The organism is Staphylococcus sp. AtDRG32 (assembly GCF_004365845.1).
Taxonomy (GTDB): domain Bacteria; phylum Bacillota; class Bacilli; order Staphylococcales; family Staphylococcaceae; genus Staphylococcus; species Staphylococcus hominis.
This window is the reverse complement of the sequence record NZ_SODE01000003.1, coordinates 106,391-126,506: the sequence shown is the minus strand read 5'-3', so window position 1 is coordinate 126,506 and position 20,116 is coordinate 106,391. Positions and strand designations below refer to the sequence as shown.

The following is a 20,116-nucleotide window of genomic DNA, read 5'->3' as shown; positions in this document are numbered from 1 at the left end:
GCAAACGATGAAGTGGCTGAAACAACTCCAATCCCTTCACACAAAACTCGTTATTGTTTATGTCTTACTGATTATTATTGGAATGCAGATTATTGGTCTGTATTTCACTAATAGTTTAGAAAAAGAATTAACCAATAATTTCATGAAGAATATTAAACAATATGCGACACAACTCGAAGTCAATATTGAGCGTATTTATAAAGATAATCCTTCAAATGCACAAAAGGAAGTTCAATCGCTACTGAATGAATACGCTAACCGACAAGAGATTGAAGAAATCCGCTTTATTGATAAAGATCAAATTATAATGGCTACAGCGAAGTTATCATCCCATAGCTTAATTAATCAAAAAGTGAATGATAATTCTGTTCAAAAAGCAATCTCTCTTGGCGAAGCAAATAGTCATAACGTCTTAAAAGACTATGGTAATGGTAAAGAACGGATTTGGATTTACAACTTACCAGTTAAGAATGGCAATGATGTGATCGGTAATATTTACATAGAGTCAAATATTAATGATGTATATAACCAGCTTAACAATATCAATCAAATCTTTATTATTGGTACGGCTATTTCCTTATTTATCACGGTCATACTCGGTTTCTTTATTGCGCGAACGATTACGCGACCGATTACAGATATGCGTAACCAAACAGTTGAAATGTCAAAAGGGAACTATACACAGCGTGTTAAGATTTATGGCAATGACGAAATTGGTGAACTTGCGCTTGCGTTTAATAATCTTTCTAAACGTGTACAAGAAGCCCAAGCGAATACAGAAAGTGAAAAACGTCGACTCGATTCTGTCATTACACATATGAGTGATGGTATCATTGCGACGGATCGACGTGGTCGTATTCGTATTGTGAATGATATGGCGATTAAAATGTTAGGTATGGCGAAAGAAGACCTCATTGGTTATTACATGCTAAATGTTTTAAAAATAGAAGGCGATTTTTCATTAGAAGAAATTCAAGAGAATAATGATAGTATCTTAATTGATATGAACGAAGAAGAAGGTATTATTGCACGTGTCAACTTTAGCACGATTGTACAAGATACAGGATTTGTTAATGGTTATATCGCCGTATTACACGATGTTACAGAGCAACAACAAGTAGAACGTGAACGTCGCGAATTCGTTGCCAATGTATCACACGAATTACGTACGCCACTAACCTCAATGAACAGTTATATTGAAGCACTTGAAGAAGGCGCTTGGAAAGATGAAAATCTTGCGCCATCGTTCCTTTCAGTCACACGTGAAGAAACGGTACGTATGATTCGACTGGTCAATGACTTACTTCAATTATCTAAAATGGATAATGAGACAGAACAAATTACAAAAGAAATTGTCGACTTTAATATGTTTATTAATAAAATTATTAATCGACATGAAATGGCAGCGAAAGATACAACGTTTGTACGTGAAATTCCAAATGAAACGATTTTCACAGAAATAGATCCAGATAAGATGACGCAAGTATTTGATAACGTCATTACGAATGCGATGAAATATTCTCGTGGAGATAAACGTGTCGAGTTCCACGTGAAACAAAATGCACTTTATAATCGAATGACCATTCGTATTAAAGATAATGGCATCGGTATTCCAATTAATAAAGTAGATAAAATCTTTGATCGCTTCTACCGTGTAGATAAAGCACGTACACGTAAAATGGGTGGTACGGGTCTTGGACTGGCCATTTCAAAAGAAATTGTCGAAGCACATAATGGTCGTATCTGGGCAAACAGTGTTGAAGGACAAGGCACATCGATATTTATTACGCTTCCATGTGAAGTGATAGACGACGGTGATTGGGATGAACAGTAAGGAACATATTAAATCAGTTATCCTTTTTCTTTTAGTCATGATGAGTATTGTCCTTACGTATATGATTTGGAACTTTACTCCAGATTTAAATAATTTAGACAGCGCGGATAGTAAAAAAAATAATACTAAAACCATTGGTAAACCTTTAGCTGCAAAGATGGACACAGTGATTTCACCTTATCAAGTTGTGTCAGTTAAAGGGGATAAAGTAAAAGGATTGACACCATCAAGATCTCAACTCGCTCAAGTTATTGATCCACTCAAAGATCATGAAGTGAGTAAAGTAGAATTGATGCAAAAAGGGTATAATTTGCAAACCCCGATATTAGACCATGATTTTGTCGTATTGGATTTTACGTATGATATGCCATTAACCACCTATTTAGGTCAAGTACTTAATAACTCAGCTAAAATTCCTAAACATTTTAGCTTTAATCGGATTTTAATGGATAAAAATTCTAAGGGTGATCTAGAACTATATGCGCTGAGTAAACATCATCAACAAGTCATGAAAGTGACGATAGACGCTAAGGCAACGCCATTTACTAAAACCATTCATCATTTAGAAAAAGATATGGAAACCTATTCGGAAGTGATTACGAATAAGACAACGATTGATAAATCAACGCATATTTTTGCGCCGAAACATCCAAAAGACCTACACTCATATCGTATGGTATATGATACGATTTCAGTCGAAACGATGAACTCAATTTTATTTGATGATTCTGTCATTATTCGAAGCGGAAAAAGTGGTTCAACTACATATAATAATAATACTGGCGTCGCAAACTATAATGATGACAGTAAAAAGTACCATTATAAAAACTTATCGGAAGATGAATCAGGTTCGAAAGATATGGATACTTCCATCCCAAGTACATTCGAATATATTAATAATCATGGTGGTTTCTTTAACGATGATTTCCGTCTGTTCGATACAGATAATATGTCAGGAGAATTAACCTATCAACTATTCCTCAATGGACATCCTACATTTAATGATCAACAGTTGAATGAAATTAATGTGACTTGGGGAGAAAAAGGAATTTATGACTATAAACGTGCTCTTCTACGTTCAAGCGTGCCTTTAGAAGGTGCAACGACATCATTAGATAGTTTGGAAACTGTGCGTGCGTCACTTGCAAATAATCATAACATTGATTTTGAAAAAGTATCGAATATGATCGTTGGCTATAAAGAAGATGATAAGCCAGATAAAGATGACATCGAAGTACAACGGAATAGTGTATTTATTCCAACGTGGTATGTTGAGTATGATGGTGAGTGGTATGTATATCAGGATGGGAGGCTTGAATAAATGAACTGGAAACTAACCAAAACATTGTTTATTTTCGTGTTTGTTCTAGTCAATATCTTTCTCATTCTGATTTATATTAATAAGGTGACTAAATCGCAAATTAATGAAACTGAAAGCGATAATGAAGTCAACTTCCAGCAAGAAGAGATTAAAGTATCGACAGATGTATTAAATAAAGATGTAAGTGGTACGAAGATGCAAATGATTACTGCTACTTCTAAGAACTTTAAATCATACGCTGAAAATAAATCTTCATTAGAAACAAGTGATTCTGGTTTCACATTAAGCGGTGAGGTAGATAATACTGTAAATGTAAGTGATCGTAATCTTAGTGATTTAAAAGATTACATTATCAATCATATTTATAATGGTAAGGTCTATCAACTTGGCGATATGAATTCAAATACAGTCACTTACGAACAAACATATGATGGATACCCATTGCTTAATAACAATAAAGCACGGCTTCGCTTTAATATAGACGATGGTAAAGCGACCACGTATAAACAAACATTAATGAGTAAAATTGAACCTGCAAAAGGTGACAATAATCCTAAGAAGCAAGTCATTACGCCGCGTAAAGCAATTGAAAGCTTGTATTTCAATCGTTACTTAAAAGCTGGCGATGAAGTATTAGATGCTAGACTAGGATATTACTCAGTAGTAAGAGAAACCAACGTTCAATTACTACAAGCAAACTGGGAAATCAAAGTGAAACATAAAGGTAAAGAAGAAACGAAAAAATATTATGTTGAAGCCACTTCAGTCAATCCTAAAGTGATTGATAACTAAAAAGTGATGCATTTTAAATAGAGCAAAATGACGGTCAAAGTTGCCCGTTGTTTTGCTCTTAAATCGTTAATATAAACAGAGAATTGGAATTTCTAGTTACAGGTTGGTATAGTATACTATAAAAGTACTTTTAGAGCGGAAGGTTTCGAACAAAGATACAAGTTCGAAACTATATTTTTTTAGAAAAAAAGTAAATATAAAATAATTAGACTGAAGGCACTCTAAATAATTAAAATTTAAGATAATGAGAAAGGATGAACCATCTTGATTCGAATGAGCGTATTAGCAAGCGGTAGTACAGGAAACGCGACTTATGTAGAAAGTGAGAAAGGCAGTCTATTAGTAGATGTCGGTCTTACGGGTAAAAAGATGGAAAATTTATTTAGCCAGATTGATAGAGATATGAAGAATCTGAATGGCATCCTAGTGACACATGAACATAGCGATCATATTAAAGGACTGGGCGTCATTGCACGTCGATATGGTTTACCCGTGTATGCGAATGAAAAAACGTGGAAAGCGATTGAGAAAAAAGACGATAAAATTCCAATGGATCAAAAATTTATTTTCAATCCGTATGAAACGAAATCCATTGCAGGTTTTGATATAGAATCATTTAATGTCTCTCATGATGCGATTGATCCCCAATTTTACATTTTCCATAATAACTATAAAAAATTTACGATGATTACAGATACTGGCTATGTGTCAGACCGAATGAAAGGTATGATTCAAGGTAGTGATGCATTTATGTTTGAAAGTAACCATGATGTGGATATGTTGCGCATGTGTCGTTATCCTTGGAAGACGAAACAGCGTATTTTAAGCGATATGGGACATGTGTCAAATGAAGATGCAGGACATGCGATGGCGGATGTGATTACAGGTCATACGAAACGTATCTATCTTTCACATTTATCTCGTGATAATAATATGAAAGATTTAGCACGCATGAGCGTTGGACAAGTGTTAAATGAACATGATATTGATACTGAAAAAGAAGTATTATTATGTGATACAGATAAAGCACAAGCGACACCGATTTACACGTTATAAAATTGAAAAGAAGTATGAAGCTTAATGAAACCTTAAGGAAATATGAGGTTTTTATTAAGCTCTTTTTTTCGAAAAATTAAAGTTATTATCTAACAATTTGGACTATACATGAATATTCATTAAAAGGTGGATAAATAGTGCGATTTAACTAGAATCTGTGAATAAATATAAAAGACGGTCGTGAAGTTATCCCCAAATTTAAAGAAAGTTATCCACTATTGTGAATAATACACACAGAAATACTCACATTATACACAGACTTATCCACAAAAATAGTGTGTACTTGACACTTTTTGTAGATAAATCTCAAATTTTCCACAGAATTTATATACATTCCTGTTATAATTAGAGGGAATTCTGTTAACAAGTTGATAACTTGTGGATAAGTCGAATAACTATTATCAACACGGAGGACTATAATGAAGATTACTATTTTAGCTGTCGGCAAATTAAAAGAAAAATACTGGAAACAAGCGATTGCTGAATATGAAAAAAGACTCGGAGCATATTCTAAAATTGAGATGATTGAAGTACCAGATGAAAAAGCACCCGAAACTATGAGTGATAAAGAGATTGAACAAGTTAAAGAAAAAGAAGGACAACGATTATTAGCCAAAATTAAACCACAAGCCACCGTTATTACATTAGAAATACAAGGTAAAATGTTGTCATCGGAAGGGTTAGCTAAAGAACTACAACAACGTATGACACAAGGACAAAGCGACTTCGTCTTCGTCATTGGGGGATCAAACGGACTCCATCAAGACGTCTTAAATCGCAGCAACTACGCACTCTCATTCAGTAAAATGACCTTCCCACACCAAATGATGCGCGTCGTCTTAATCGAACAAGTATATCGATCATTTAAGATTATGCGAGGTGAAGCATATCACAAATAAAACTAAAAATTTTTTAAAAAGGAGATAGTAATTTGGAAATAGATAAAGAATTTATTAATGATATTTATAATGCTGAAAAGCAGCAATCATTATTATTTTTTATTGGTGCTGGCGTATCAATATCGCAAGGATATCCTGATTGGAATAAATATGTAGATGAACTAATACAATTTTGGAAAGTTAATCTTATAAATATTACTAATGATGAAAGAACTTTTTATCCAAAAGTATATAGAAATGACTATATAATCTTAGATATTTTACTGAAGTCCAAACTTAGTAATAAAAGAAAAGTTGATCTTGTTAATCACATGATAAAAAAATACTCTAAAGCCATTAATAGTAAAGAATCAGACAAAATTTATAATCAATATGTATTATCATTTGAAAAATTCTTTTTTCAAGATATGCCCCCACTTAACCCTGATAATGGTATTCTTAGAGAAATAACAAAACTTAAAGCTAATTTTATTACGACAAATTATGACGAAAATATTGAACAAAATTTAAAATCGCAAGAAGAAAAAAACATTAATATTTCTAACAATTATTCAGAAATACCTAGTAATCTTATATATCCTAGCGTTATTCATATTCACGGAACTCCTAATAGTAACCCTGAATACTTTATTAGTTCAGCTAGTTCATATAATTTTATGTATTTAGAAGAAAATAGTTATATAGATTTGATGAGAACTCTATTTAAAAAAGAAAAAAGTTATACAATGGTTTTTATAGGATGTAGTTTAGAAGAAGAAGAAATAATGAATCTTTTAAGTAAAAAAGTCAAAAATATCAAATTGTATGCTCTAATGAAAAGGGATGATAACGAGGATTTTAACCAGTTTATAAGGGATTATTATAACAAAAAATATGATATCAATATTATATGGTATGGAAAAAATTATAATGAATTACCATTATTTTTAGAAGAATTTGTTAATGAAATTCAGCAAAAAAAGAATTTGTATAGTTATGAAAAAGTTTATGAGGCTTTAATAACGGAAGATGATGAAAGTAGAACGATTATAAATAACGTAATTGATAATGGAGATTATTCTAAATTAAATAAAAGCATTAAAGAAGTACTATCAGCGAATACTGAAATCCAAAAAAAAGCAATTAATAATTTAATGAAATTAAAGCCATTTCCAGTTGATGTATTAAAAAACGAAATTGAATTATTTAATTTATGGAGTTTAATCGCTAATCAATATAAGGAAATGAATGAAAAAACAATAGAAGAAATTATTAGTATTGGAAAATCTTTGAAAAGATTTAACTATAATATACTAGAAGCACTAATAAGAATTGTGGAGAAAAAAGTTAAAAATCTCAAACAAAAAGAGCAAATTAATTATATAGAAGAAAACTTAAATATATATTTGAATAATAGATGGTTTATACAATCTAATAATAAATATATTAATCTTTTATGGATAATTAATGGAATAGATAATAGTAGAAGAAATATTGAAGACATAACTAAAGTAAAAAAAATTCTAGTTGATGATTTAAAAATAACAGATGAATTAGGAAATAGAATTATTAAAAAGTTACAAAAAAATAACTTATCTTTAGAAATAAAATCATACGAAGAATTAATTCTAGACCCTGGTATAAATACTATTGTTAGTCTTTGGGAGAAAAATAACTTATCTTTTGGAAAAAGAATTAGTAATAAGCTTATTTCATTTCCATTTGTACAAAAAATAGTAATACATAGAATTGAAGAGAATAACATTGAAAACGAAGAGCTAATAAAAAAGTTAGTTATAAACATTGATAGAGAATATCTATTTTATGATATAAAGGTTAAGAATTTTATAGATAAATACTCTAAGGAATATAATTTAGAAAATAAATTAAAAAATTGTAGTGAATCACATTTTAAAAATGAAATAATTTTTACTGAAGCTTTTTGGATAGAAGATAAACCTTTTTATCCAATAGATTTAGCTGGTTTTAAATACCATGAAATAGAAAAAAAACTATTAGAAGCAACAAAACAGAAACCATACTTTAATGGAAAAAATCATTTTAATTTAGAAGGACAAAATATTGAATTATTTAATAGTTTTAAAAATTCAAAATGTTCTAGTAATGAAAAAAAAGAATTCTTTAGTAAATTAATTAAAAATAAAGAATTAAGTAAAAGTTATTTTAAAGCTATATACAAGATAGTAGTTTTTGGTCTTACTCAAAAAATATTTACTTTAAAAGATATAGATACATTTATAGAAGTAAATATAAAAGAGAAAATTTTAATAGATATCAACAATAATATTTTTGATCTTTTAGAAAGATTAATAAAAGAATTTAAAATTAATACTGATAAAATCTTTGAGTTGCTGATGACTGTAGATTTAAGTAAAAGTGATGAATTAAATGTAAAAAATCAAGAAAATATTGTTGATTTAACAAGATTTATTAATTCAAAAATAGGCAAATATTTTAATATAGTATCTTTATGTCAAGTGAAAAATTGTAATAATAAAAGTAGAGTAAAAGAAAAAATTGAAGAAACTAATATCATTAAATATTATTTGATAGGACAGTTTATCAATTTTTATGAAATAGTAGATTTACCTGACAATAAGATAGATATATTTATTGGTTTTTCTCATAACTACATACTTTATAATAATTCTAAATATATTGATTTTTTTGAGTTAAGTGCTAAACAAATTTTTGAAAATAACATTTATGATGATTTTTTACGTAATAATTTAACATTAATTTTACTTAAAAAGGTTAATCCGATAAGTAATATTAATATTGATAAAGTAGAAAAAGAAAAAGCTAAAATAATATTTCAAATAATGATAGATATTTATTTAAATGATCAAGAATATATTCAATTTAAGAATTGGTTAGAATATTTTGTTGAGAACTTAGAACTAACAACGACTTTAATTAATAAATTGATAAGTAATATTCATATGAGAAAATTTGAAAAACTTAATATATTATTAGAGATGTTTAAACGATTAAAACTCTCAGAAAGGATTAAATTTAGCCAAATAAGTTATGTTTATAAAATTAACAATTTTGACGAGAAATGTTTAATTTTTTATTATAACGTGTTATTAACTTTAAAAAATAGCAATATGTTAATTTTTGATACTGAAGGTATTATGTATATAGAATATTTATTAAAAGAAATTAATAACATTGCTTCAAAAGAATTAACAAGTAAGTTTGTTAATTTAATAAAAGAAGAGATTCCTAAGGCTGAATTAGACAAATATATAAAATAAATGATTTAAATTTTTATTTATGAGAGGATTAAAATGATTGAAAACATGAGAATAATACTAATGTTATTTTAATAGTATTATTCTCATTCTATTAGAATGTTATCTTTACTAAAAAAGGTTTTCTATATATATATAAAGATAAGTCTATATCTTCGTGCTCTAATGAATTAATTAATAACTCATGTTTGTAAAAAGCTAGTGTATATTCTTTAGCGATAAATTTAATAATATCCAGATTAAAATGTTGATACACTAAATCTATACAATCAGATAATAAATCTTTTTCAATCTTTTGATAGTCATTTTTTTATCTTGTCTAATTATAAACGCTTTATCAGAAATACTTTCACTGTTTTTATCTTTTTGCTTTAATATTAAATCCTCAATTTTAAATAAATAATCTTCAACAGCTGCCCCTAAGTCCAAGTTTATAAATTCATAATAATTAACTAATATATTAGTTAATTCAGCTGTAGAAATATTTCCTTTTATATTATTTAAATCCCGATACAAATCATTATGATAATAATATAACCTCCAATAACAAAGTAATAAAATTCCATTACTAAAAGTTATATTCTTATTTTTTAAAGATTTATTAAATTCATTCTTACTATTATAATGTGATAGATCTAAGTAACGCTTCTTATTATTTCTAAAATTTTGTTTAATTTGTTGAAGTTCTATTTTATGATTATAATCTCCTTTAACATGTTTTTGATATGCATCATCTAACTTTAGATAATGATGTTCTAATTCTAAGGAGAGAGGAATATTATATTTATCTATTTTGTTTTTTAAATCGGTTATAACTTTTGTTTGAGTAAGCGTATTTTTGCTTAACTCTTCATATTTTTCTTTTATCAAATTCAATTCTTCATCAGTTATATCTTCTAAAGTAGTTAATTCTTCATTTTCTTCATTTTTCTTAAATAAATCGATTATTCCAGTGACTATTGAGATACCATGAACAAGAAATAATGAGTTTCTAGTAGTATTAGCTGCTCCTATGATAAAGGAAGATGACAGATTATTAGTTTTCCACTTGATGAAAGCGATTAGTGAAAGTGACACAGTGATTCTAGCTTATGGTGCTTATGCAAAGCGACCGGTTGTCGTCGAACGTGTTGAGCAAGTGATGGAAATGTTAAAACCTCATAAAAAGAAAGTAAAAAAGCTCATAAATCCAGCAACGAATGATATTATGCATCCGCTTAATCCTAAAGCACGTCAAAAATGGACATTGAAATAAAGGAGGATTATCTATGAATCATGAAACTACACAATCAGATTGGCGAATGGTTGCTAGTTGCTTAGCATCGCAAAATTATATATCGATTGTAAAAGGTTTAGTACATCATTTTATAGCGATCGAAGATGAAGAAATACTAGATAAAATCTATGAAGATTTTATGAATGATGACTCTATTACAACGGTACTTAATAATGATTTACAATCGACAACCACCCCGTAAAAGAGGGGACGAGAACTCCATTAGTGAACATATTTATTAAATAATCATCTGTAATCGACAACCACCCCGTAAAAGAGGGGACGAGTACCTCATCTTGATGATCCCAATTGGCTTGATTCAAAAGAAATCGATAACCTCCGTAGAATAGAGAATAAGTATTAAAAATATATTTGATTTGACAAAATATTCTTCAAAAAAGGGGGAATAAAAAAGTTAAGATTTAAACTGTAATTCATTATCTTTGCAATTAATTGACATTCATTTCTAAATAAGCAGAAACAAAAATAACGTTCATACAAATAATTTTTTTTATAATTAAGTTGGAATTAGAAAATCAATATGAAATACGAATAACAGTGAATGGAACGTATATTATTGAAGGATTGGATGCAGTGTATTGCAATTCGAGAGTTGCTACTTAAGAAATTAAAAAGAAGAAAACAAAAAATAGGAATTAAATTTGAAATAAGATATAAAACAAATATTTTTGTCATAATTACTTTAGTAAGTGCTTTATTATGTAGTAGGACAGAAACACATCAAACATAAGCGGTTGAAAGTAAAGTAACGCCTAATAATGTTACAAATATCAGAATTAGTGCTATGAAAGAACATGGTTATCATCTAGAAAGTGTAAATTTAAAAAATAAGTATAAAGAAGATTATTATGTGATTTTTCATTGTAATAAGTCTTAACATGAGAATGGAGCTGTTAAATTTTATAAAGATATTTTAGTAGAAACTGGTCCGGAGCTATAGCTGTGACTGACTATCAAGAATGAACTAAAGTAGGTTGTTGTTCATTAACAAAAAAACAATATTTCACATCATCTACTAATAGTGCGAATAATGAGGATTAAAAGTAAACAATTGACAATAATGAACCAACACAGAGTAATCAATTACAGAATTTAAGTATTATTCAAGCAAGTAATAACACTCAAATACAAGTTAAGAATAATACATTACCAGAAACAGATGAACAGTCTAACTCCGGTTTGGTTACAATAGTTGTTTCTGTATTATTTGCTGCACGATCATTATTAATATTAAAAAAACTTTAAAATTTAAATAAAATTAATATTAAATAATAAAAATTTTCTAAAGTATTTGTTGAAAAAATAATAACTTTGAAAGTTTTTTAGCAAAATTACTGATAGGGAGAAACGTACCATAAGGGATAAGGTTTTTAGTGTATTAAGAAAAAACATGTAGATATTATGTTAAGCAATTTTGTGTTTAAGATTGTTTAGGGAGTTATTAGTTCTTCTTTAATATTATATGACACTTCACAAGATAGATATATTAGATCAGATGTTCATTTGATTTTTAAGTGATTATTAAATAAAATTGCGACTAATCAAAGTGAATAATCGTTAGAGAATCAATTGCAACAGTTGGACGGTTTAAGGTATTGACGTAACTTGAGTACCATGTACACAGTATACTATCTCGATGATTACAATTTTTTCTCAATAAAAATAAAAAAGTATATTAATTTAGCATAAAATTGATAAAATAGAGACGTATATATGAGAAATTGATAGGTGATATAATGGGAAACTTATTAAAAATAGAAAATATTAACTATTCACTAGAGGATTTAGATAACTCAGTACGTAAGTGGAATATTTCAGCAAATGGGAAATTTTTATTGAGATATCCGACTGTGTATATCATTAATGACAAAAAGAGTGAAAATAATTTTGAAGTTTATGTGGGAGAAACAGCTGATATAAGAAATAGAACAAGACAGCATCTAAATGCTGATACGAAGGTGAAATCATTTTGGGAAGATTTTTCTGAATCAAAAAAATCATCAATGTATGTGATTGGTCATGAATTATTTAATAAATCTTTGACTCTCGATATTGAAAATAGATTAATGCAGTATTTGTTGAGTGTAGAGAATATATCTAGAGTTCATAATAGTAGAACAAATCAACAAAATGAATATTATACATCGGAAATGCTTGATGAAATATTCTCTGAAATATGGCAATCTTTAAATAAAAAAAATAAATCGTTATTTCCTATAGAAAGTATTATTAAAGATTCAGCTATATTCAAAGCATCTCCATTTCATAAATTGACACAAGAACAAATTAATGCTAAAGAAGAAATACTAACTAAAATTAAAGAAAGTATACTTTTAAATGAAGATGGACAATTAATTATTGTTGAAGGAGAAGCGGGCTCAGGTAAAACAGTTCTAATGAGTACATTACTTTATGAACTAGGAAAATACAATTTGGATTTAGATGAAAATTTAGATATTCATCTTTTAGTTAACCATAATGAGCATGTTTCTATATATAGTCAAATAGCTTCTAAATTAGGTATAGCTAATAAAAAAAATAAAATTGTTCAAAAACCTACTAGTTTTATTAATAACAACTCATCAGATGAAAAAGTAGATGTAGTTATTGTTGATGAAGCACACTTACTTTTAACTCAAGGGAAGCAAAGTTATCAAGGTAAAAATCATTTAGATGATTTATTGGCGAGAGCCAAGGTTGTGGTAATTGTATTTGATATAAAACAAGTTCTTACTACTGAACAAATTTGGGAAGTAGATAAGTTGAATGAATATTTTGATAAAGCCAAAAGTAATAGTAATCATGTAACATTGAGAAATCAAATGCGTATAAATAGTGATATTTCAACTGTTAATTGGATCAGAAACTTAGTTGATTATCAAGTAATAAATTCTATACCTAAAGATAAATTAGGATATGATATTAAAATCTTTGATACACCAGATGAGTTAGAAAAAGCTATTAAGATAAAAGCTACACATACAGATAGTGGTATATCACGAATGCTTGCTACATTTGATTGGAAGTATGGAACCAAGCCGCCTAATCATGAAGACTTTTGGAGAGTTAAAATCGGAAATTGGTCCATGCCTTGGAATTATCAATTAAAAGCTAATAGAAATCAAGTTAGCTTACCGTGGGTTGAGCAAGATCAAACAATTGATGAAATAGGTTCAACATTTACTATACAAGGTTTAGATTTAAACTTTGCGGGCGTCATTATAGGACCTTCAGTTAAATATAGAAATGGTAAAATTATTTTTGACAAAAGTGAGAGTGCTAATAAAAAAGCTACGCAAAGAAGAACGTTAAAAGACGGATCAAAACAGTATTTTTCAGAAATGCTTTTGAAGAATGAATTAAATGTCTTATTAACACGTGGTGTAAATGGCTTATATATTTATGCTGTAGATGATCAGTTAAGAGAAGCGCTAAAAATAGCAGCAAAGGATGAGAGCAATGGATGAAATTAATGATATTGTGAAAGAAATTAATAAATTTAGAGATGCTCGTAACTGGAGACAATTTCATAATGAGAAAGATTTATCATTGTCCATTACTTTAGAAGCAGCTGAGTTATTGGAATTATTCCAATGGAAAACATCTGATGAAGTAGTAGAAACTAATCGTGAAAGGTTAGCTGAAGAAATAGCAGATGTTTTAATATATAGCTATATGTTAGCAGACAATTTAAATTTTGATATCAATGATATTATCCGTAAGAAGTTAGTGAAGAACGCGGAGAAGTATCCTATAGCAAAAAGTAAAGATAACAAAATTAAGTATAATGAAATGTCTTAGAAATTTGGTTTTTAAATACTTTAATATTTTCAAATAAAAATTATCAATCCCAGAAACTCCTCATATTACCTACACATTTTCGTGTGGGCATGGTGGAGAGTATTTTAATTTAAACTTTATCAACATCAAATCACACCTCCTGTTTTTCTTCATCACACAGTTGTGGATCCGTTCTGTTGCAAAGTTAGAAAAATATAGCTAATTACCATTTTATCATGTCGTTGTTCCCTTAACTGGCTAACATATGCCTAATTTCGTGGCATGGCGAAAATCCGTAGATCTGAAGAGACCTGCGGTTCTTTTTATATAGAGCGTAAATACATTCAATACCTTTTAAAATATTCTTTGACGTATTGATACTTTGATATCTTGTCTTTTTTACTTTAATATGACGGTGATCTTGCTCAATGAGATTATTTAGATATTTCGATGTACAATGACAGTCAGGTTTAAGTTTAAAAGCTTTAATGACTTTAGCCATTGCGACCTTCGTTGAAGGTGCCTGATCTGTAATTACCTTTTGAGGTTTAGCAAATTGTTTAATGAGACATTTGATAAATACATATGCTGAATGATTATCTCGTTGCTTACGCAACCAAATATCTAATGTATGTCCCTCTGCATCAATGGCACGATATAAATAGTTCCATTTTCCTTTTATTTTGATGTACGTCTCATCAATACGCCATTTGTAATAAGCTTTTTTATGCTTTTCTTCCAAATTTGATATAAAATCGGGGCATATTCTTGAACCCAACGGTAGACCGTTGAATGATGAACGTTTACACCACGTTCCCTTAATATTTCAGATATATCACGATAACTCAATGCATATCTTAGATAGTAGCCAACGGCTACAGTGATAACATCCTTGTTAAATTGTTTATATCTGAAATAGTTCATACAAAAGACTCCTTTTTATTAAAATTATACTATAAATTCAACTTTGCAACAGAACCTAAATAAGTAATATCGGTTGATAATACTTCCATGGGACAACTCGCTTTAAATTGTCTTTGTAATAAATTGTCTGTTTTATAATACGGTTTACCTATCCTTGTCGTTTTTTAGGTCTAACTCGGCAGTTCAAATGATGCTTCTACATAATTCTCTGTACTCTTTTATGATTAATTGGTGATGTATAACATTGATTAATCAGTGCTGTAATCTTACGATAACCGTAGGTATAGTGGTTAGCTTCACATAATTCAATGACTTTTTGTGTTACAGTATCATTTTTATAGGTTTTGTTTTTCCATCGGTAATATGTTGATTTAGGTATGTTTAATACTTCTAGTATCAATTTGATTGAATCGTTTCCTTTTAATTGATCCACTAAATCTATGACTACTGTTGGTACCACTTCTTTTCCAATACCTTGTACTTTTTTAAAATATCCAATTCTATATCTTTTCTCTTATTTTCTAATTTTAATTGTTCTACTTCTGACAGCTCTTCTAATCCTTTACCGTAGGTATATTGTTTACCAACGTGTTGTGAAAATCTATAACTTTCCCCATTTTGATACCATCGCCACCAAGTTTTCACTTGTGTTCTATTTCTAATATTTAATTCTTCCATAATTTCTTTTGTTGAAAATCCTGCTGCTTTCATTTCAACAGCTTTATACTTTGTTTCTACTGAATAAGAAACTCTTTTTATAGAAAAAACACCTCCGCATGATTCATTTTAATATGAATTCAACGAAAGTGTTTTTATATAATTCCCACTAATTGGGGTCAGTCCAAATTTAATAAGGTGTTTTTCTATATAAAGTAAAAAATATAAATGAGGGATGTTATGTTTGAATTAATCGTAACAGATATGGATGGTACGTTTTTAAATTCACAAGGTAGTTTCAATCGTGAAAAGTTTCAACAATTATTGATTAAATTGAAGAATAGAGGTATTCGTTTAGCTTTTTGCACAGGAAAACAAAGTGAACGTGTAGATGCGATTGTTGGAGATTTAGCGAAAGATTTATTTATTATTGGAGACAGTGCTTCACGAATTAAAATTAATGGAATGAATATCTATACTAAAACATTTAGCAATCAACTTGGATTTGAAGTGATTGAGACAATTAAAGCTATTGATGATAATTTAGTAATTATTGTTTGCACAGATGGTATGGCTTATGCTGAGAAGCGTATTTCCGAAAAAGAACGAAACATGGTTTTAGGTTCATATGAGAAAGTAACTTTTGTAGAAAATTTAAATATGATTAATCAGGATATTTTAAAGGTTACTATTTTTGATTCACAAGGTGAGTGTTTCGAACATGTTAAAGGTTTAAGTAAATATGAGGATAATCTCTATATCGTAGCTGCAGAAGAGCATTGGATAGATATCACACATAAAGACGTTGATAAAGGAAAAACGATTCGTTTTTTACAAAACTTATTAAATATAAGTAGTGAACAAACGATTGTATTTGGTGATGGTTTAAATGATATTCCTTTATTTGAGAATGCACGATACAAAGTTGCTATGGACAACGCTTATCCAGAACTTAAAAGTAAAGCAAATTTAATTTCAATTAATAATGATAGAGATGGCGTAATAGAAACATTAAATACATTACTTATAAATGACGATAATTGTAGTGTGTGAGTCAATATGTAATTAACTTTTATACGATAAACCGCATCATTAACCGATACGCAGAAGCATATCATAAATGATGCGGTTTTTTAATGATTGATAAAATGTATTGTGAAATATTTATGCTTGATCAATAGTTTATTATATTTGAATTAAAAAGTATTATGTAGAAAAGAAGGCCTAGATGAAAACTTAGCAAAGAGTATTTTTAAAAGCAAGGGAGATGATTTTATGGGCATTAATATTCAACGTTTTGAAGAAAAGGATGCTGAGGAAATTGTTAAGTTGATTCATCGAGCAATGTTTGAAACGAACATCTCTGATTATTCTAAAGAAGATTTGGTAAAAGATGCTGAGAATATAACCGTGTCGTCAATCATCGAAAGAGCTTCTTGGACTCACTTTTATGTATTTAGAGATGAAGAGATTATCATTGCGACAGGTGCAATTGGTCCCTATTGGGATAGTCCAACAGAGAGTAGTTTTTTCACTATTTTTGTTTTACCTGAATACCAAGGTAGAGGGATTGGAAAACTTATTATTAATACATTGGAAGACGATGAGTTTTATAAGAGAGCTAACCGGATAGAGATACCAGCATCAATTACTGCAGTTCCTTTCTATCAGAAGTTTGGCTATAACTTCAAGAATGGAGTCAGTATTGCTGATGAGGAAGGTATAGTAAGAATGGAGAAAAAACTTTGCGACTTAAATTAACATTCCAAGTTAAGTAATTTTTAGTAAAATTATTAGTTGGATTTACAGATAAAAAGTAATAAATATACTATATTTTAAAAAAGTTCGTTATTTATCTAGTATAAAATAACGCATCCAATATTAATTATTACTAAATTTTGACATATTTAAGGAAAGATTAAGTTTAAGGTGGATGAATGGCTTATCAGAGTGAATATGCATTAGATAATGAGGTACTTCAAAAATTTAAGGATTTGAACTATGAAAGTGTAAATATACATAATATTGAATCAGAAATTAATGAATATCTCAAAGAACTAGAAGCGTTAAAACATGTCTGAACAAATAAATACTCCAAAACTGAGATTTCCAGAGTTTAGAGATGAATGGGAAATAAAAATTATTAAGAATTGTTTAATGTTGTTTCTGGCTCTACACCTCTTAGATCTAATACTTCTTATTATGAAAATGGAAATATACCTTGGATGAAAACTACAGACTTAAATAATTCATTAATTAATGATACTTCTGAAAAATTAACTGATATTGTTTTAAATAACTTGAAACTTTTATCTAAAGATACCGTACTAATAGCTATGTATGGTGGGTTTAATCAAATTGGTAGAACAGGAATTTTGAATATCAAGGCAACCACTAACCAAGCAATTTCACCTCTAATAAAAAAGGGTAATTATAATTCTAAGTTTTTGCAATCCTATCTCAATTTTAATGTAAAACAGTGGAGATGTTTTGCAGCAAGTAGTTGAAAAGATCCTAATATTACTAAAAGGGACATAGAAAAATTTAAAATACCATATACATGTCTAGAAGAACAAGAAAAAATAGGAACTTTCTTTAGCAAACTCGATCGTCAGATTGAGTTGGAAGAGAAGAAACTAGAATTGTTAGAGCAACAAAAGAAAGGTTATATGCAAAATATTTTTTCACAAGATTTAAGGATGAAAATGAAAATGAGTATTCTAAATGGGTAACTCAAAAAATTAAAGAATTAGGTAATGTTTATACAGGTAATACGCCTATTAACAAACAAAGTGTAAATTGGAATAGTAATAACTATATATGGGTTACACCTACTGATATAAATAATAAAAAAGAGTGAGTACATGTTGAGCGATGAAGGGTTTAAAAAAACTAGACAATTAACCTAAAAATACATTGCTTATTACTTGTATAGCTAGTATTGGAAAGAATGCAATTTTAAGAAAAGAAGGATCATGTAATCAACAAATAAATGCGCTAGTTCCTAATAATGATAAGAACATAGACTTTTTATATTATGCTTTTGAAAAAGTGTTAAAATATATGAAACGTATTGTAGGGAAAACAGCAACTCAAATTGTAAATAAGTCTACGTTTGAAAATATTAGTATCGAAGTACCAAATTTTGAAGAACAATTAAAAATAGGAAGATTCTTGAATAGTTTTGATAAACTGATTGAAAAACAAGTTTCAAAGATTGAATGAATTATTAAAACAACGCAAATAAGGCTTTTTACAAAAAATGTTTATCTAATACTGATAACGACCTATTATGTTAATTGAAAATAGAAAAAAATAAATTGAGAGCATCCCTCACCGCAAAGTGAAGGATGCTCTATTTTAGTTGAAATTAATATAAACTTTATTCTGATAGATAGTCATTAATAATTGTTTGCAAATCGTTATTAAGCACCGTTGTTACAGCGTCATCATTCATAAAATCCTCGTAGATTTTATCAAGAATTTATTTCTCTTACGGACATTCGAGTGAAGCTCATTTCAATTTTAGTAGAAGTAATTTAGGTTTGAACCTACCTAAATGAATATATGAGTTATTTTTATGCTACAAAATATATTCAGATTTCAATAATGACATAAAATAGGCATCTTTATATTTACCTTTAGTATAGAATTGCTCTTTGAGTAATCCTTCTGTTTTAAATCCTTGTGACTCGTATATATGCACAGCTTTTTTGTTATCTGTATCAACATATAGATAAATTTTGTGCATGTTTAATATATCGAATGCATAATTTATCGCTTTTTCGAATGCGAATTTTGCATAACCTTTACCACTGAACTCAGGTTTAATAATTATTTGTATTTCACAATTACGATGGATGTAATTAATTTCTACTAATTCAACAATACCTACGACTTGATTTTCATCTTCAACAATAAAACGTCTTTCCGATTCATCTAATAAATATTTATCAAATAAATATTGAAGTTCCGTTAAGGATTCATAAGGTTCTTCAAACCAATAAGCCATAATAGAATATTCATTATTTAATTCATGAACAAAAAGTAAATCACTATACTCTAATGCTCTTAGTTTCATAATTCCACTCCCAAGATTTTCTTATATATTTGCATTATAAATATAAATAACCAATAAGTCATCATTCACTGTGAACACTTTATTTTAACAATTCATCACATACTAATTCTCATTTTCTTGTTATTCTTGATTTATTACTTTTACTATGAAACCTATAAAATTCTCACATTTTTTGTATTAAGAATAAAAATATTAATAGTAACAATAAAAAAATAATA

Annotated in this window: 16 protein-coding genes and 3 pseudogenes; 15 read left to right on the top strand and 4 right to left on the bottom strand. The window is 28.6% G+C overall.

Features of this window, described 5'->3' with window-relative positions; all coding sequences use genetic code 11:
* The first annotated feature begins 7 nt into the window (after positions 1-7).
* The 6 genes from walK (at position 8) to BDW25_RS06365 (ending at position 9,162) form a co-directional block, all read left to right on the top strand.
* The gene (walK, locus tag BDW25_RS06390) at positions 8-1,834 is read left to right on the top strand and encodes a cell wall metabolism sensor histidine kinase WalK (RefSeq protein WP_002449341.1); all 1,827 of its coding nucleotides are present in this window, start codon (positions 8-10) and stop codon (positions 1,832-1,834) included.
* Complete coding sequence (locus BDW25_RS06385; RefSeq protein WP_002449265.1) at positions 1,824-3,155, top strand: YycH family regulatory protein; 1,332 nt, start codon at positions 1,824-1,826, stop codon at positions 3,153-3,155. The genes walK and BDW25_RS06385 overlap by 11 nt, the downstream gene beginning before the upstream one ends.
* A complete protein-coding gene (locus BDW25_RS06380) occupies positions 3,156-3,947 on the top strand; it encodes a two-component system regulatory protein YycI (RefSeq protein ID WP_002488464.1) in 792 nt (263 codons plus the stop codon).
* A 273-nt stretch (positions 3,948-4,220) separates the two neighbouring features.
* Entirely contained in the window at positions 4,221-5,003 is a 783-nt protein-coding gene (locus tag BDW25_RS06375) for an MBL fold metallo-hydrolase (protein ID WP_107639335.1), read from the top strand.
* A gap of 419 nt (positions 5,004-5,422) precedes the next feature.
* The gene (gene rlmH, locus BDW25_RS06370) at positions 5,423-5,902 is read left to right on the top strand and encodes a 23S rRNA (pseudouridine(1915)-N(3))-methyltransferase RlmH (RefSeq protein ID WP_002488447.1); all 480 of its coding nucleotides are present in this window, start codon (positions 5,423-5,425) and stop codon (positions 5,900-5,902) included.
* A gap of 32 nt (positions 5,903-5,934) precedes the next feature.
* Positions 5,935-9,162 carry an SIR2 family protein gene (locus BDW25_RS06365; protein ID WP_133945180.1) on the top strand — a complete coding sequence of 1,076 codons (3,228 nt, stop codon included), beginning with the start codon at positions 5,935-5,937 and terminating at the stop codon, positions 9,160-9,162.
* A gap of 258 nt (positions 9,163-9,420) precedes the next feature.
* Here the strand turns inward: BDW25_RS06365 and BDW25_RS06360 are convergent, their stop codons facing one another.
* Positions 9,421-10,236, bottom strand: coding sequence for a hypothetical protein (locus tag BDW25_RS06360; RefSeq protein WP_166667415.1), 816 nt, complete (start codon positions 10,234-10,236; stop codon positions 9,421-9,423).
* Between BDW25_RS06360 and BDW25_RS06355 the strand changes: the two are divergent.
* From BDW25_RS06355 to BDW25_RS06335, 4 genes and pseudogenes are all read left to right on the top strand, one after another.
* Positions 10,205-10,414: pseudogene (locus BDW25_RS06355) on the top strand (DUF1643 domain-containing protein); the annotation flags it as partial. The gene BDW25_RS06360 and the pseudogene BDW25_RS06355 sit on opposite strands and share 32 nt — an antisense overlap.
* 13 nt (positions 10,415-10,427) lie before the next feature.
* A complete protein-coding gene (locus BDW25_RS06350; protein WP_133945176.1) occupies positions 10,428-10,637 on the top strand; it encodes a hypothetical protein in 210 nt (69 codons plus the stop codon).
* A 1,555-nt stretch (positions 10,638-12,192) separates the two neighbouring features.
* Complete coding sequence (locus BDW25_RS06340; protein ID WP_133945174.1) at positions 12,193-13,923, top strand: DUF2075 domain-containing protein; 1,731 nt, start codon at positions 12,193-12,195, stop codon at positions 13,921-13,923.
* Positions 13,916-14,257: a nucleotide pyrophosphohydrolase gene (locus BDW25_RS06335; protein ID WP_002454574.1), complete on the top strand. Its 342-nt coding sequence runs from the start codon at positions 13,916-13,918 to the stop codon at positions 14,255-14,257. The genes BDW25_RS06340 and BDW25_RS06335 overlap by 8 nt, the downstream gene beginning before the upstream one ends.
* A 229-nt stretch (positions 14,258-14,486) precedes the next feature.
* On the opposite strand, the gene BDW25_RS06330 is transcribed toward BDW25_RS06335, so the two are convergent.
* Positions 14,487-15,160 (bottom strand): IS6 family transposase gene (locus tag BDW25_RS06330; RefSeq protein ID WP_243830614.1). Its coding sequence is split into 2 segments (ribosomal slippage): positions 14,487-14,971 and positions 14,971-15,160, totalling 675 coding nucleotides; the frame shifts between segments, so codons are not numbered across the junction.
* Between the two features lie 56 nt (positions 15,161-15,216).
* Positions 15,217-15,919, bottom strand: a pseudogene (locus BDW25_RS06325) (IS3 family transposase); the annotation flags it as partial.
* Between the two features lie 138 nt (positions 15,920-16,057).
* Here BDW25_RS06325 and BDW25_RS06320 point away from each other — a divergent pair.
* From BDW25_RS06320 to BDW25_RS06295, 5 genes and pseudogenes are all read left to right on the top strand, one after another.
* Positions 16,058-16,870, top strand: coding sequence for a Cof-type HAD-IIB family hydrolase (locus tag BDW25_RS06320; RefSeq protein ID WP_002488469.1), 813 nt, complete (start codon positions 16,058-16,060; stop codon positions 16,868-16,870).
* Positions 16,871-17,092: 222 nt separating this feature from the next.
* Positions 17,093-17,578: a GNAT family N-acetyltransferase gene (locus BDW25_RS06315; RefSeq protein WP_133945172.1), complete on the top strand. Its 486-nt coding sequence runs from the start codon at positions 17,093-17,095 to the stop codon at positions 17,576-17,578.
* Between the two features lie 176 nt (positions 17,579-17,754).
* A complete protein-coding gene (locus BDW25_RS06310; protein ID WP_133945170.1) occupies positions 17,755-17,898 on the top strand; it encodes a restriction endonuclease subunit R in 144 nt (47 codons plus the stop codon).
* Positions 17,899-17,967: 69 nt separating this feature from the next.
* Positions 17,968-18,566, top strand: a pseudogene (locus BDW25_RS11050) (restriction endonuclease subunit S); the annotation flags it as partial.
* A 167-nt stretch (positions 18,567-18,733) separates the two neighbouring features.
* On the top strand, positions 18,734-19,042 hold the full coding sequence (locus BDW25_RS06295) for a restriction endonuclease subunit S (RefSeq protein ID WP_243830613.1): 309 nt from the start codon (positions 18,734-18,736) through the stop codon (positions 19,040-19,042).
* A 358-nt stretch (positions 19,043-19,400) separates the two neighbouring features.
* Here BDW25_RS06295 and BDW25_RS06290 read toward each other — a convergent pair whose 3' ends face one another.
* Positions 19,401-19,898: a GNAT family N-acetyltransferase gene (locus tag BDW25_RS06290; RefSeq protein WP_133945166.1), complete on the bottom strand. Its 498-nt coding sequence runs from the start codon at positions 19,896-19,898 to the stop codon at positions 19,401-19,403.
* Positions 19,899-20,116 lie beyond the last annotated feature (218 nt).